Raw genomic sequence first — 13,940 nt, 5'->3', positions numbered from 1 at the left:
GCGACGTGACGGACATCAAGGTGAACACGGCGCCGGTCCTCGGCACCGACGGCAAGGCAGGTCAGCACCTCCTCGAGGTGGAGAACCTGCACGTGGAGTTCCGCACCCGGGACGGTGTCGCCAAGGTCATCAACGGCGTGTCGTACCACGTGGACGCCGGCGAGACGCTGGCGGTGCTGGGCGAGTCCGGCTCCGGCAAGAGCGTCACGGCGCAGACCATCATGGGCATCCTCGACACCCCGCCGGGGTTCGTGACGGGCGGCGCCATCCGCTTCCGCGGCAAGGACCTGCTCACCATGCCCAAGGACGAGCGCCGTCTCGTCCGCGGCGAGGGCATCTCGATGGTCTTCCAGGACGCGCTGTCGGCGCTGAACCCGGTCTTCACGGTCGGGTTCCAGATCGCCGAGCTCTTCCGCAAGCGGCGGGGCATGAGCCGCGCCGACGGCAGGAAGCGCGCGATCGAGCTGCTGGACCAGGTCAAGATCCCGGCCGCGGCCACCCGTATCAACGACTACCCGCACCAGTTCTCCGGCGGTATGCGGCAGCGCGTGATGATCGCGATGTCGCTGGCGCTGGACCCGGAGATCCTGATCGCCGACGAGCCCACCACGGCTCTCGACGTGACCGTGCAGGCCCAGATCATGGACCTGCTCGCGGAGATCCGCCGGGAGCGGAACATGGGCATGATCCTGATCACCCACGACCTCGGCGTGGTCGCCGACGTCGCGGACCGGATCGCGGTCATGTACGCCGGCCGGATCGTGGAGCAGGCGGACGTGCACTCGCTGTACGCCAAGCCCTGCCACCCCTACACGATGGCGCTGCTGGACTCGCTGCCGCGCCTGGACCTCAAGGGCCAGGAGCTCAACACCATCAAGGGTCTGCCGCCTAACCTGCTGCGCATTCCCTCGGGCTGCGCCTTCCACCCCCGGTGCCGGATGGCGCGCGACATCTGCTCGGCCGAGCGGCCGGCGCTGATCCAGCTGGGCGACCGGGCCAGCGCGTGCCACTTCGCAGAGGAGCTGGTCGGCCGTGAGTGACGTGATCCTCGAAGTACGCGACCTGGTCAAGCACTTCCCGATCCGCAAGGGCGTCCTCTTCAAGAAGACGGTCGGGCAGATCAAGGCGGTGGACGGCGTCTCGCTGGACCTGCACAAGGGTGAGACCCTGGGCATCGTCGGCGAGTCCGGCTGTGGCAAGTCGACGCTGGCCAAGCTGCTGATGAACCTGGAGCAGCCGACCGCCGGGTCGATCCGCTACCAGGGCCGGGACGTGCTGAAGCTGTCCGCGGCGGAGCAGCGCAAGCTGCGCCGCAACATCCAGCTGGTGATGCAGGACCCGTACACCTCGCTGAACCCGCGTATGACGGTCGGCGACATCATCGGCGAGCCGTTCGAGATCCACACCGACGCCGCGCCCAAGGGCGACCGGCGCCGGAAGGTGCAGGAGCTGCTGGACGTGGTCGGGCTGAACCCCGAGCACATCAACCGCTACCCGCACCAGTTCTCGGGCGGGCAGCGGCAGCGCATCGGCATCGCCCGCGCGCTGGCGCTGCGTCCGGAGATCATCGTCTGCGACGAGCCGGTGTCGGCGCTCGACGTGTCGATCCAGGCTCAGGTCATGAACCTGCTGGACGGCCTCCAGCGGGACTTCAACCTGTCGTACATCTTCATCGCCCACGACCTGTCGGTGGTGCGCCACATCGCCGACCGGGTGGGCGTGATGTACCTCGGCAAGATGGTCGAGCTGGGCACGGACGACGAGATCTACGACACGCCGACGCACCCGTACACGCAGGCGCTGCTGTCCGCGGTGCCGGTGCCGGACCCGACGGCGCGTCAGCACAAGACGGTGATCCGGCTGGAGGGCGACGTGCCGTCGCCGGCCAACCCGCCGTCGGGCTGCCGCTTCCGCACCCGGTGCTGGAAGGCGCAGGAGATCTGCGCGACGACGCCGCCGCTGCTGCAGATCAGCGCCAAGTCGCCGCACCCGAGCGCCTGCCACTTCGCCGAGATCCGGGACGTGGTGCACGCGGGTTAGTGATGTCTCCCGGCGGCGGACGGTCGGTTGGGTTGAGCCTCCGGCCAGACCGCCCGCCACCGGGTCAACATAGAGCAGGGCACCGTCCGCGTCGCGGGCGGTGCCCTGTGCATGTGCGGTCCGCCGGGGCCGGCCGCCGCCGGGCGGCTGTCAGAGCGGGCCGCGACCCGCGCGGAGGATGAGCAGGGCCAGCTGGGTGCCGTCGGGGCCGAGCTCACCGCGGAAGCGGTCCATGATCTCGCGCTCGCGGCTGAGCACCAGGCGGGTGCCGCCGGAGGCCACGCGGGTCTTGCCGACCTGTTGCGAGATCAGCGCGCGTTCCTTCCACAGCGCGATGAGGGCGGCGTCGATCTGGTCGATGCGTTCCCGCATCGAGGTGATCTCGCCGGCCGCCTCGGGTGCGGTGGTGCCGGTCTCGTGGGCGATGGCGCTCATCAGAACTCCTCAGTGGGATCGTGGCTCACCAGCGGCCCGGAGATGCTGAAAAGCCCCGGGCTCTGGGAGCCCGGGGCTTTTCGTCAGGTCTGCGTGCTCAGCGGCGACCTGCGACTGCCGGGTTCCCGGAGCCGTAGGTAAAGTAGAACGCCTGCTTGATCACGTCGCCAAGTATGCCACGGCTGCCTCGCGACGCAAGCACCTCGACCATCATGTGAGACCTCAGCCCAGCTTCGTGATCCGGTCCGCCGGACCCGGCTGCACCGGGCCCGCCGCGAGGTACGCCACCAGCGCGTCGACGTCGAAACCGGGCGCGTACACCCGGCCCGTGCCACCGGTCAGCGTGGTGAACCCGTCGCCGCCGTTGGCCAGGAAGTCGTTCGTCGTGACGAGGTAGGTCGCCGCCGGGTCGATCGCCGTCCCGTTGAGCTTCAGGTCGGAGACCCGGCTGCCGAGCGGCAGCGTGGTGTTGTACGAGTACGTGAAGCCCGCCGACACCTGGAGGAACTTGGTGGTCGTCTGGCCCGCGTACCCGGCCCACTGCTGCTCCAGCGTCTCCTTGAGCTGCGCGCCGGTCAGCGAGTAGGTGGTCACCAGGTTGTTGAACGGCTGCACGGTGAACGCCTCGCCGTAGGTGACCTGGCCGGCCGGCTCGCCGCCGGGGGAGTTGGCGTAGGTCAGCGGAGCCCGGATGCCGCCCGGGTTCATCAGCGCGAGCTGCGCCCCGGCCGAGGCCGTGTACGCCAGCTGCGCGTCGGCGATCACGTCGCCCAGCGGGCTCTCGCCGCTCGGCTTCGCGTCCCGGACGATGTCCGCGGCGATGCTGCCGACCACGCGGTTGGCCAGCGGCGCGACGGCGGTGCGGTACTTGTCCGCGATCACCTTGGCGGCCGGGTCGACCAGCGCGGGGTTGCGCACGAACACGTTCGGCGCGGTGGTCTGCCAGGTGCCGTCGGCGTTGCGCACGCCGTTCTCCACGATCACGTTCTGCGCCTCGATCGAGGTGAACGTGCGGGTGCGCTTGTCCAGCGCCACGGTGATGTCGGTGACCAGCTGGCCGTTGGTGCCCGCGCTGGTGACGACCACCGGGTTGCCCGACTTGTTGGGCAGCGAGCAGGTGTAGAAGCGGTGGGTGTGCCCGGAGACCACCACGCCGATCTCGTCGCGCAGCCCGGCCACGATCGGCGAGATCACGCCGGTGAAGCCGTCACAGGTGGAGACGTTGCCGGTCGGTCCCTGCTGGCCGCCCTCGTGCAGCAGCAGCACCTGGGCCTTCACGCCGAGCAGGCGCAGCAGCCCGCTCCACAGGTTCGCGGTCTCGACCTCGTCGCGGAAGTCGACGCTGGTGATGCCGGCCGGGTTGACGATGGACGGGGTGCCCTCCAGCGTCATGCCGATGAAGCCGACCGGGACGCCGCCGATGAGCTTGACCTCGACCGGGGGCAGGATCGGCAGCTTGGTGCGCTTGTCGGTGACGTTCGCGGCGAGGTACTGGAACTCCGCGCCGTCGAAGCCGTCGCCCGCGAAGCAGCCGTCGACCGGGTGGCAGCCGCCGTGCTGCATCCGCTTGAGCTCGGTCACGCCCTCGTCGAACTCGTGGTTGCCCACCGAGGTGACGTCCAGGCCCAGCTCGCTCAGCAGCTCGATGGACGGCTCGTCGTGGAACGCGGCGCTGACCAGCGGGGTGGCGCCGATCATGTCGCCGGCGCCGACGGTGATGACCTTCTGGCCGGCCGCCTCGCCCTCGGCGCGCAGCTTCTTCACCCAGTGCGCCAGGTATTCCACGCCGCCCGCGGGGGTGCCCAGCACGGCCGCGCCGCTGCCGGTCGGCGGGTCGATCGCGCCGTGGAAGTCGTTGAACGCCAGCAGGTTGCCCAGCGCCGTCTGGCCCTCGGGGGCCGCGGCGAGGTTGACCGAGACGGGGGACAGCGGGGTCCACGCCGCGGCCGGTGCGGAAGAGGCGCCCGAGCCGCTGCTCAGCGGGATCGTCGCCGCCACGGCCAGCGCCAGCGCCGGTATCGCCAGGTGCCGTGTTTTGCCTGCCCAGCCCCGAGAACGGGGGTGATTCATGGGGGGCCTCCATAGTCTGCATCACGCAACGGCGCGCGATGTGAGGGTATGAAGGCATCCTTGCGCATCCTTTTCCACGGCGCTACGGCCGCCCGGTGATACTCCCGCGACCAAAATGTCACGGGCGGGTTGCGGGCGCGGGCCGACCCGCCGCGACCGGCTGGGGCGGGCCGGGCGGGAGAGGCCGGTGTCGGGGGCGGCGCATAGACTCTCCAGACGATGCAAGCTCTCTTCGACCTCCCCGAACAGAAGCCGTCCGGCGACCCGGCCGGCGCCGTTGTGACCAGCGGAAACGCCCGCGGTGCCAGTGCAGACCCGTCGGCGCGGATCGCTGCGCTGCTGGAGGGCCTGAACGAGCCGCAGCGCGCGGCGGTCACCCACGAGGGCACCCCGCTGCTGATCGTCGCGGGCGCCGGCTCCGGCAAGACCCGCGTGCTGACCCAGCGCATCGCGTACCTGCTGGCCGCCCGCGACGTGCACCCGGGCGAGATCCTGGCCATCACGTTCACCAACAAGGCGGCGGGCGAGCTGCGCGAGCGGGTCGCCGCGCAGGTGGGCGGCCGGGCCCGGCTGATGTGGGTCTCCACCTTCCACTCGGCCTGCCTGCGCATCCTGCGGGCCGAGCACGAGCATGCCGGGCTGAAGTCGTCGTTCACCATCTACGACGCCGACGACTCGCGCCGGCTGATGCAGCTGGTCTCCCGCGAGCTGGACCTGGACCCGAAGCGCTACCCGCCGCGCAGCCTGGCCGCGCAGGTGTCGAATCTGAAGAACGAGCTGATCGACCCGGAGGCGTTCTCGCCGCACGGGCCCGCCGAGCGGGTGCTGGCCGAGGCGTACAAGCTCTACCAGCAGCGGCTGCAGCAGGCGCAGGCGCTCGACTTCGACGACATCATCATGCGCACGGTGCACCTGCTCCAGGCCAAGCCCGAGGTCACCGAGAAATACCGGCGCCGCTTCCGGCACGTGCTGGTCGACGAGTATCAGGACACCAACCACGCGCAGTACGTCCTGGTCAAGGAGCTGGTGGGGGACACCGGCGAGCTGTGCGTGGTCGGCGACGCGGACCAGTCGATCTACGCCTTCCGCGGCGCGACCATCCGCAACATCCTGGAGTTCGAGCGGGACTACCCGCAGGCGCGCACCATCCTGCTGGAGCAGAACTACCGCTCCACGCAGACCATCCTGAGCGCGGCCAACGCGGTCATCGACCGCAACAGCGACCGCAAGCCCAAGCGGCTGTGGAGCGACCAGGGCGCGGGCGAGCAGATCGTCGGTTATGTGGCCGACAACGAGCACGCCGAGGCCGACTGGGTGGCCCGCGAGATCGACCGGCTCACCGACGCCGGGTCCGCCCGGCCGGGCGACGTCGCGGTGTTCTACCGCACCAACGCCCAGTCCCGGGTGTTCGAGGACATCTTCATCCGGCTCGGCCTGCCCTACAAGGTCGTCGGCGGGGTGCGCTTCTACGAGCGCAAGGAGGTCCGCGACGCGCTGGCCTACCTGCGCGCGATCGCCAACGAGGACGACACCGTCAGCATGCGGCGGATCATCAACACGCCCAAGCGCGGCCTGGGCGACCGGGCCGAGGCGGTGGTCGAGGCGCTGGCCGCGCGGGAGCGGGTCTCTTTCGGCGCCGCGCTGCGCCGGGCGGCCGACGCGCCGGGCATCTCGACCCGGGCGGTCAACTCGATCGGCGAGTTCCTGGTGATGCTGGACGAGGCGCGCGAGCTGGCCCGCACCGCCCCGCCGGAGCAGGTGCTGGAGCTGATCCTGACCCGCTCCGGGCTGCTCTCGGAGCTGGAGGCGAGCCTGGACCCGCAGGACGAGGGCCGGGTGGAGAACCTCCAGGAGCTCGTCAGCGTGGCCCGGGAGTACGCCGAGCGCACCGCGGCGGCCGACGAGACGCCCACCCTGGACGGCTTCCTGGAGCAGGTGGCGCTGGTCGCCGACGCCGACCAGGTGCCCTCCGACGATCCGGAGCACCAGGGCGTGGTCACGCTGATGACCCTGCACACCGCCAAGGGGCTGGAGTTCCCGGTGGTGTTCCTGACCGGGCTGGAGGACGGCGTCTTCCCGCACCTGCGCTCGCTGGGCGACGTCAAGGAGCTGGAGGAGGAGCGGCGGCTGGCGTACGTCGGCATCACCCGCGCCCGGCGCCGGCTCTACCTGTCGCGCGCGGTGACCCGCTCGGCGTGGGGGCAGCCGCAGTACAACCCGGCCTCGCGCTTCCTGGAGGAGCTGCCGCCGGAGCTGCTCGACTGGCAGCGCACCGAGAGTTCGTACACGTCCTGGGGCCGCGGCGGCATCGGCGGCCGGGAGCGCGCGCAGGAGCGTCCCGCGTCCGGCTTCGTGGGCAACACCGCCCGCGCGGCGGCGCTGGCGAGCCGGATCGGGGTGGACCCGAGCAAGCTGGCCACCGCGAGCGACCTGGCCGCGGCGCCGCCCTCGGTGTCGGCCGGCGACCGGGTCAACCACCAGCGCTACGGGCTGGGCCGGGTGCTGGCGGTGCAGGGCACGGGCGCCCGTGCGCAGGCGCAGGTCGACTTCGGCGACCAGGTGCTGTGGCTGGTGCTGCGGCACGCGCCGCTGGAGCGGATCTGACCTTTCCGCTCCCGTACACGAACGAAGCTCCCGTCACGCTGTGGGCGTGACGGGAGCTTCGTGCACGGGGGTGCGGGATGGGTGTGCGGAAGGCTCAGCAGTTGATCGGCACGCCGCGGGACTTCAGCCACGCGCTCGGCTCGATCTGGTTCCACATGCCCTTGTGCACCTCGAAGTGCAGGTGCGGGCCGGTGGAGTCACCGGTGGAGCCCTCGTAGCCCAGCAGGTCGCCGGCCTTGACCTTCTGGCCGATCTGGACCGCGTCGCGGCTCATGTGGGCGTAGTGCGTGAAGTAGCCGTCACCGTGGTCGACGACGACGGAGATGCCGTAGCCGCTGTAGGCCCAGCCGGTGCTGAACACGGTGCCGGGGCCGACCGCGCGGATCGGGGTGCCGGCCGGCTCGGCCAGGTCGACGCCGGCGTGCAGCACGCCCCAGCGCTGGCCGAAGCAGGAGGTGACCTGCGCGCCCGGCATCGGGCTGCCCCACAGGGGAGCGGCCTTGACCGGGGCGGCGGCCTTCGGGGCGGCCTTGGGCACGCTGGTGCCGGCCTTGGCCTTGGCCTGGGCGGGCTGGGCCGCCTTCGGGGCGGTCTTGGGCGCTGCCTTCGGCGCGGCCTTGGGGGCGGCGACGTTGGCCTTCGCGGCGGGTCGCGCGGCGCGGTCTGCGCGGTCGGCGGCTGCCTCCCGCTTGACCGTGGTGGTCTGGGCCACGGGTGTCACCGACTGGGGTCCGTTGTCGATGTTGGCGGCGACGAAGCCTACAGACGTGACACCGGCCAGAACCGCGACGGCTACGACCTGACGGGAGCGGCCGCGCAGGCCGCTGCGGATCTTGTCGTTCACCAGGTCGAACTTGGCGCGGGCGGTCTTGAGGAGTTCGGTCTTGCTGCCTTGCATGAGGTGGGAACCTCCGGGTCTTCGTTGACACGGGCTCGAACCAGGTTGCCTGGTCAAATCCGGTCCGACCACCCGGTGCCGCTGAGGATCCGGACAATCCGGCATGTACGACTCAGGATCTTTGCCCGGGTTTCGTACCCGAGCCGACCCCGAGTCCCATCAGGGTCGAGTGACCTGCGCCACCCGAAGCCGGTGACCGGGGCCACCCGGGGCGTCCCCCGAATACGACAAAGCCGCCCGGATCATCGTGAAACCGGGCGGCCGCGAGCCGTGATTCAGCTGATCGAGCCGTCGTAGGCCGCCTCGATCTCCAATTCGAGGTCGAGGCCGCGCTTCTTGAGCCACGGCAGCGGGTCCACCGCCACGTTGTTCACGTGCACCTCCAGGTGCAGGTGCGGGCCGAAGGAGTGGCCGGTGCTGCCGGTGAGGGCGATGATGTCGCCGGCCTGGACCTTCTGACCGACCTTGACCAGCAGCGCGCTCGCGTGGCCGTAGACCGTCTTGACGCCGTCGCCGTGGTCGATGATCACCGACTGGCCGTAGCCGCCGTTCCAGCCGGACTGCACGACGGTGCCCGCGTGCAGCGTGGCGAACGGGACGCCCTCGTTGAGCGCGACGTCGACGCCCTTGTGCAACTTGCCCCAGCGCTGGCCGTAGCGGGAGGTGAGGCGGAAGTCGTGCGCCGGGAGCACCCAGGCGTTCGGCGCGGAGGAGATGGAGGTGCTCAGCGTGCGGTCGTCGCCGCGGCTGGCGCGGTCGGCGGCGTCGTCACGCCCGTCGAGCCCGGCGGCGGAGAGCGCCGCGGCGTCGCCGATCAGCGCATCGGTCTTCGCGTCCTGGATGCCGGCGCCTGCCCCGAGGGCGACGATCCCGGCTCCGACCAGGGCGGTGGTGACGACTGCGGCGTACCTGCTGCGCGAGGGGGTGGACACCCGGCGCCGACCGCGGTAGCGGTCACTCTCCCGTACCAGCTCCGGCCTGTATTGCTCGGGCACGAACAGCCTCCGTCATCGGTGGCGCCGGTGGGGGGCCCGACGCTCTGTCACCCACTTTTGGATGGCACTGCGGCACAACTTAACGAACCCGTAGGGGTAGGCACAAGCTCCTGTCCGCCCCCTGTTAGCTGTCGGTGCGACTGTCCGGCCCGTCTTGCCCGATAACGACACTATTCATACATATAAGTTATGAATACCCACGGTGACGGCATGCGGGGCAGGCCGTATATACAGGCGTCGCGTTGAGAGACGGACGGACCGCTGGCGGTGACCGCCCTCGAGTGGGTTACCGTTCGTTAAGGTCAGTACGGCGGAGAGGTGAGCACTGATGGGCAGTCGTATTCGCGTGGTCGTCGCCAAGCCCGGGCTCGACGGTCACGACCGCGGCGCGAAGGTGGTGGCCCGCGCCCTGCGCGACGCCGGCATGGAGGTCATCTACACCGGCCTGCACCAGACGGCGGAGCAGATCGTGGAGACCGCGATCCAGGAGGACGCCGACGCGGTCGGCCTGTCCGTGCTGTCCGGCGCGCACATGACGCTGTTCCCCCGCGTCGTCGAGCTGCTGCGTGAGCGCGGCGCGGGCGACATGGTGGTCTTCGGCGGCGGCATCATCCCCGACGCCGACATCCCCGAGCTGGAGCGGCTGGGCGTGGCCAAGGTCTTCACGCCGGGCGCGACCACCCACGCGATCGTGGACTGGGTGCGCGCCAACGTCGCCACCAACCAGCCCGCCTGAGCAGACCCACAGGACAGCGCCGCGCCCGTGCCACCAGGCACGGGCGCGATCGTCGTAACTATGGAAGAAGAAGGGAGGAGCCGGACGCACCCCTCACACGCCCGGCTCCTCTATGCACGACGCCCCGCCGCCACCCCTCGACCGACAGGGCATCGGCCGTTTGTGTCATCCCGCTTCGGTTTTGTTTTCCGCAGCGCTCTGACATCAGACTCAACGACGCCCTGCCGCCGGGGTTACGGGGTTTCCAGGGGTCACCGGAAAGAGTGACGGGCTGCTAGGTTCTCGCGCCATGACCATGCCCGAACCCACCCCCGCGCCGCCCTCGGCGACGCCCACCCTGCGCCAGACCGTGCCCGCGGACCTGCCGTTCGCGGTCCAGCCCTCCGGCGCCTGGCGCCACATCATCAGTCACCGCCGCGGCGAGCTGGTGGTGCTCGTGCTGCTCGCGCTGTTCATGCTGCCGGCCGGCGTCTACATGCTGCTGCACTCGGGCGAGACCGTGCACAGCAACCGCTACGGCAACATGAACTCCGGCCTGCTCGGCGGCGGTGCGCTGCTGCTGGTCGCCGGCCTGGGGGTGTCGCTGCCGATCACGGCCGCCCGCCAGCTGCGCCAGGTGCCGCTGGCCGCCGACGCGCACGGCGTCTACGTGCGCCCCAACCTCGACCCCAAGCGTGTGCTGCACCTGCCCTGGGAGCACATCGAGTCGATCTACGTACGTAATTGGCACGGCCCGCAGCTGTGCGTGAAGCCGCGTGACGCGCGCATCGAGCCGCAGTTCAACCTGGCCAAGCAGGGCGACGCGAGCGCCCGCGCGGGCGTCGCGGTCGCCCAGAAGCGGCGCATGAAGAAGCTCGGCACCAACGTGCACGTGCCGATCGCCACCGCCGGCCAGACCCCGGACGAGCTGCTCGCCGGGCTGCGCTACCAGGCGGCGGGCCGGGTGCCCGTCGGCTCGTGAGCGCATCGACGCGCACCGCCCGGTGTGCAGTTGGGCACACCGGGCGGTCATGCCGATACCTCACGCTGACCGACCGTTAGGCTGCGCGGAAGGCCCAGCCAGCGGAGGATGGGCAGTGGTCCCTACGCGTTGCAGCGGGTGTCCGGCCTGCGACGCCGTGGGCTAAGACAACAAAGAGGTATCGGTGGACCTGTACGAGTACCAGGGGCGCGATGTCTTCGAAAAGCACGGCCTGCCCGTGCTCGCCGGTGGCGTCGCCGAGACCCCGGAGGAGGCCCGCGCCATCGCCGAGCGGCTGGGCGGCCGGGTCGTCGTCAAGGCTCAGGTGAAGGTCGGCGGCCGCGGCAAGGCCGGCGGCGTGAAGCTCGCGGCCGACGCCGACGAGGCGTACGCCCGCGCGAACGACATCCTCGGCATGGACATCAAGGGCCACACGGTCCACAAGGTGATGCTCGCCGAGACCGCGAACATCGCGGAGGAGTACTACTTCTCCTACCTGCTCGACCGGGCGAACCGCACCTTCCTGTGCATCGCCAGCGTCGCGGGCGGCATGGAGATCGAGACCGTCGCCGAGGAGCAGCCGGAGAAGGTCGCGAAGATCGCGATCGACGCCAACCGCGGCGTCGACGAGGCGCTGGCCCGCGAGATCGTCACCGCCGGCCACTTCCCGGCCGAGGTCGCCGACCAGGTCGTCGCCATCGCCGTGGACCTGTGGAAGACCTTCATCGCCGAGGACGCCACCCTGGTCGAGGTCAACCCGCTGGCCAAGACCGCCGAGGGCAGGGTGCTCTGCCTCGACGCCAAGGTCACGCTGGACGAGAACGCCGGCTTCCGCCACGCCGACCACGAGGCGCTGGAGGACAAGGCCGCGGTCGACCCGCTGGAGCAGGCCGCCAAGGCCAAGGACCTCAACTACGTCAAGCTCGACGGCGAGGTCGGCATCATCGGCAACGGCGCGGGCCTGGTCATGTCCACCCTCGACGTGGTGGCGTACGCGGGCGAGCAGTTCGGCGGCGTCAAGCCCGCGAACTTCCTCGACATCGGCGGCGGCGCCTCGGCCGAGGTGATGGCCAACGGTCTGGAGATCGTGCTGTCCGACCCGGCCGTGAAGAGTGTCTTCGTGAACGTGTTCGGCGGCATCACCGCCTGCGACGCGGTCGCCAACGGCATCGTGCAGGCGCTGGCCATGCTGGAGGGCCGCGGCGAGCAGGTCACCAAGCCGCTGGTCGTACGCCTCGACGGCAACAACGCCGAGGCCGGTCGCGCCATCCTCGACGGCGCCAACAACCCGCTCGTGGAGCGGGTCGACACCATGGACGGCGCCGCCAAGCGCGCCGCCGAGCTCGCAGCGGCTGGGAAGTGAACTGACTCATGGCTATCTGGCTCACCAAGGACTCCAAGGTCATCGTTCAGGGCATGACCGGCTCCGAGGGCTCCAAGCACACCCGGCGCATGCTCAAGGCCGGCACGAACATCGTGGGCGGCGTGAACCCGCGTAAGGCGGGCACCACCGTCGACTTCGACGGCACCGAGGTGCCGGTGTTCGGCTCGGTGGCCGACGCGATGAAGGAGACCGGCGCCGACGTCACCGTCATCTTCGTGCCGCCGGCCTTCACCAAGGGCGCGGTCGTCGAGGCGATCGACGCTGGCATCGGCCTGGCCGTCGTGATCACCGAGGGCGTGCCGGTGCACGACTCGGCCGCCTTCTGGGCGCACGCGGTCGCCACCGGCAACAAGACCCGGATCATCGGCCCGAACTGCCCCGGCGTCGCGTCCCCGGGCGCCAGCAACGCGGGCATCATCCCGGCCGACATCTCCGGCTCCGGCCGCATCGGCCTGGTGTCCAAGTCCGGCACGCTGACCTACCAGCTCATGTACGAGCTGCGCGACATCGGCTTCTCCACCGCGGTCGGCATCGGCGGTGACCCGATCATCGGCACCACCCACATCGACGCGCTCGCGGCGTTCCAGGACGACCCGGAGACCGACGCGATCGTGATGATCGGCGAGATCGGCGGCGACGCCGAGGAGCGCGCGGCCGAGTTCATCAAGGCCCACGTGACCAAGCCGGTGGTCGGCTACATCGCCGGCTTCACCGCCCCGCCCGGCAAGACCATGGGCCACGCGGGCGCGATCATCTCGGGCTCCTCCGGCACCGCCGACGCCAAGAAGGAGGCGCTGGAGGCGGCCGGGGTCAAGGTCGGCAAGACGCCGTCCGAGACCGCCCGCCTGATGCGCGAGATCATGTCCGGCCTCTGAGCCGCGACCTGGCCACACGACGAGGGCGCTCTCCCGTTGGGGAGGGCGCCCTCGTCGCGTACCGGCTCAGTAGTGGTAGTTGCTGGACATGCTGCCGCCGATGGCGAGCGCGGCGCACCAGGCCAGGGCGCCGAGCAGGCTGATCGCGGTGAACGCGATGCCCAGCCAGAAGCCGACCTTGCCCAGCGTCTGGTCGCCGCCGCGCTCCCTGGCCTCCTTCATGGACAGCCAGCCGAACAGGATGCCCAGCGGGCCGCAGCAGGCGACCGCGGTGACGATGCCGATGATGCCGTAGAGCTGCACGTTGTCCCGTCCACCGGGGCCGGGCCCCTTGGCGGGCTCGTACGGCGAGCCGGGCGGCGGTGGCGGTGGCGGCGGGTTGAGCGGCGGCATGGACGGCGGCGGCGTCACCGGTGGCGGTACGGCCGAACTGGGCGGCGTCGGCCCCGACGGCGGCTCGTACGGCGGCAGCGGTTCGTTCGTCATGGCAGGCCTCCAGCCGTCAGTTCATCTTCCACTGGCCGCCGAGGTACTTCGGCCAGATGAAGATGTCGCGCAGGATCGCCAGCACACCGAGGGCGATCGCGACGTAGCCGAGCACCGGCGACTTGCCGAACTGCTTCGCCTCGCGCACCGAGAGCCAGCCGAAGACGATGCCGAGCACGCCGCAGCAGCACAGCGCGGTGACGATGCCGAGCACACCCCACAGCGTCACCTTGTCGCCCCCGGCCCGGGGCGCGCCGCCCGGCGGCATCCCCGACGGCGGCGGTGGCGGGACCGGCGGCGGTGGGGGTGGCGGCGGCACGGACGGCGGTGGTGGTGTGTACGTCACGACACCCTCCCTCGAAGTACGACCATGCACGCAGCGTAATCCTCCTAATGCACATACCGGGTCGAAATGGCCACGGGGTAGGGTTCGTAGTCAACTCCGCTCGTTTGTGG

Annotated in this window: 13 protein-coding genes; 7 read left to right on the top strand and 6 right to left on the bottom strand. The window is 70.6% G+C overall.

Features of this window, described 5'->3' with window-relative positions; translation table 11 throughout:
- The first annotated feature begins 5 nt into the window (after positions 1-5).
- Positions 6-1,040: an ABC transporter ATP-binding protein gene (locus Cba03nite_RS03080; RefSeq protein ID WP_203741534.1), complete on the top strand. Its 1,035-nt coding sequence runs from the start codon at positions 6-8 to the stop codon at positions 1,038-1,040.
- On the top strand, positions 1,033-2,040 hold the full coding sequence (locus tag Cba03nite_RS03075) for an ABC transporter ATP-binding protein (protein WP_203741532.1): 1,008 nt from the start codon (positions 1,033-1,035) through the stop codon (positions 2,038-2,040). The genes Cba03nite_RS03080 and Cba03nite_RS03075 overlap by 8 nt, the downstream gene beginning before the upstream one ends.
- 150 nt (positions 2,041-2,190) lie before the next feature.
- On the opposite strand, the gene Cba03nite_RS03070 is transcribed toward Cba03nite_RS03075, so the two are convergent.
- Together Cba03nite_RS03070 and Cba03nite_RS03065 are read right to left on the bottom strand one after the other, a co-directional pair.
- Positions 2,191-2,475: a chorismate mutase gene (locus tag Cba03nite_RS03070; protein ID WP_203741530.1), complete on the bottom strand. Its 285-nt coding sequence runs from the start codon at positions 2,473-2,475 to the stop codon at positions 2,191-2,193.
- A 222-nt stretch (positions 2,476-2,697) separates the two neighbouring features.
- Positions 2,698-4,545, bottom strand: a complete 1,848-nt coding sequence (locus Cba03nite_RS03065) for a bifunctional metallophosphatase/5'-nucleotidase (RefSeq protein WP_203741528.1) — start codon at positions 4,543-4,545, stop codon at positions 2,698-2,700.
- Between the two features lie 219 nt (positions 4,546-4,764).
- Between Cba03nite_RS03065 and pcrA the strand changes: the two genes are divergently transcribed.
- On the top strand, positions 4,765-7,149 hold the full coding sequence (gene pcrA, locus Cba03nite_RS03060; protein ID WP_203741526.1) for a DNA helicase PcrA: 2,385 nt from the start codon (positions 4,765-4,767) through the stop codon (positions 7,147-7,149).
- Positions 7,150-7,243: 94 nt separating this feature from the next.
- On the opposite strand, the gene Cba03nite_RS03055 is transcribed toward pcrA, so the two are convergent.
- Together Cba03nite_RS03055 and Cba03nite_RS03050 are read right to left on the bottom strand one after the other, a co-directional pair.
- A complete protein-coding gene (locus Cba03nite_RS03055; protein WP_203741524.1) occupies positions 7,244-8,047 on the bottom strand; it encodes a M23 family metallopeptidase in 804 nt (267 codons plus the stop codon).
- A gap of 275 nt (positions 8,048-8,322) precedes the next feature.
- Positions 8,323-9,042: a M23 family metallopeptidase gene (locus Cba03nite_RS03050; RefSeq protein ID WP_239125426.1), complete on the bottom strand. Its 720-nt coding sequence runs from the start codon at positions 9,040-9,042 to the stop codon at positions 8,323-8,325.
- A gap of 328 nt (positions 9,043-9,370) precedes the next feature.
- Between Cba03nite_RS03050 and icmB the strand changes: the two genes are divergently transcribed.
- From icmB to sucD, 4 genes are all read left to right on the top strand, one after another.
- Positions 9,371-9,778 carry a coenzyme B12-dependent isobutyryl CoA mutase small subunit gene (icmB, locus tag Cba03nite_RS03045; RefSeq protein WP_203741522.1) on the top strand — a complete coding sequence of 136 codons (408 nt, stop codon included), beginning with the start codon at positions 9,371-9,373 and terminating at the stop codon, positions 9,776-9,778.
- 289 nt (positions 9,779-10,067) lie between these two features.
- On the top strand, positions 10,068-10,739 hold the full coding sequence (locus Cba03nite_RS03040; RefSeq protein WP_203741520.1) for a hypothetical protein: 672 nt from the start codon (positions 10,068-10,070) through the stop codon (positions 10,737-10,739).
- A gap of 184 nt (positions 10,740-10,923) precedes the next feature.
- Positions 10,924-12,102: an ADP-forming succinate--CoA ligase subunit beta gene (gene sucC / locus Cba03nite_RS03035; protein WP_203741518.1), complete on the top strand. Its 1,179-nt coding sequence runs from the start codon at positions 10,924-10,926 to the stop codon at positions 12,100-12,102.
- Between the two features lie 8 nt (positions 12,103-12,110).
- Complete coding sequence (gene sucD / locus Cba03nite_RS03030; RefSeq protein WP_203741516.1) at positions 12,111-12,998, top strand: succinate--CoA ligase subunit alpha; 888 nt, start codon at positions 12,111-12,113, stop codon at positions 12,996-12,998.
- Positions 12,999-13,064: 66 nt separating this feature from the next.
- Here sucD and Cba03nite_RS39520 read toward each other — a convergent pair whose 3' ends face one another.
- Together Cba03nite_RS39520 and Cba03nite_RS03020 are read right to left on the bottom strand one after the other, a co-directional pair.
- Positions 13,065-13,484, bottom strand: coding sequence for a hypothetical protein (locus tag Cba03nite_RS39520; protein WP_239125425.1), 420 nt, complete (start codon positions 13,482-13,484; stop codon positions 13,065-13,067).
- A 16-nt stretch (positions 13,485-13,500) separates the two neighbouring features.
- Complete coding sequence (locus Cba03nite_RS03020) at positions 13,501-13,752, bottom strand: hypothetical protein (RefSeq protein ID WP_203742072.1); 252 nt, start codon at positions 13,750-13,752, stop codon at positions 13,501-13,503.
- Positions 13,753-13,940 lie beyond the last annotated feature (188 nt).

Origin of the sequence: Catellatospora bangladeshensis (genome assembly GCF_016862575.1) — a bacterium.
Lineage (GTDB): Bacteria > Actinomycetota > Actinomycetes > Mycobacteriales > Micromonosporaceae > Catellatospora > Catellatospora bangladeshensis.
Note: the sequence above shows the minus strand (reverse complement) of the source record. Positions and strands in the feature narration are given on the sequence as shown.

Excerpts from the sequence above, each read along its gene's own strand:
- Cba03nite_RS03070 (WP_203741530.1), bottom strand. The coding sequence starts at position 2,475 with ATGAGCGCCATCGCCCACGAGACCGGCACCACCGCACCCGAGGCGGCC.
- Cba03nite_RS03065 (WP_203741528.1), bottom strand. The coding sequence starts at position 4,545 with ATGAATCACCCCCGTTCTCGGGGCTGGGCAGGCAAAACACGGCACCTG.
- pcrA (WP_203741526.1), top strand. The coding sequence starts at position 4,765 with ATGCAAGCTCTCTTCGACCTCCCCGAACAGAAGCCGTCCGGCGACCCG.
- Cba03nite_RS03055 (WP_203741524.1), bottom strand. The coding sequence starts at position 8,047 with ATGCAAGGCAGCAAGACCGAACTCCTCAAGACCGCCCGCGCCAAGTTC.
- icmB (WP_203741522.1), top strand. The coding sequence starts at position 9,371 with ATGGGCAGTCGTATTCGCGTGGTCGTCGCCAAGCCCGGGCTCGACGGT.
- Cba03nite_RS03040 (WP_203741520.1), top strand. The coding sequence starts at position 10,068 with ATGACCATGCCCGAACCCACCCCCGCGCCGCCCTCGGCGACGCCCACC.
- sucD (WP_203741516.1), top strand. The coding sequence starts at position 12,111 with ATGGCTATCTGGCTCACCAAGGACTCCAAGGTCATCGTTCAGGGCATG.
- Cba03nite_RS39520 (WP_239125425.1), bottom strand. The coding sequence starts at position 13,484 with ATGACGAACGAACCGCTGCCGCCGTACGAGCCGCCGTCGGGGCCGACG.
- Cba03nite_RS03020 (WP_203742072.1), bottom strand. The coding sequence starts at position 13,752 with ATGCCGCCGGGCGGCGCGCCCCGGGCCGGGGGCGACAAGGTGACGCTG.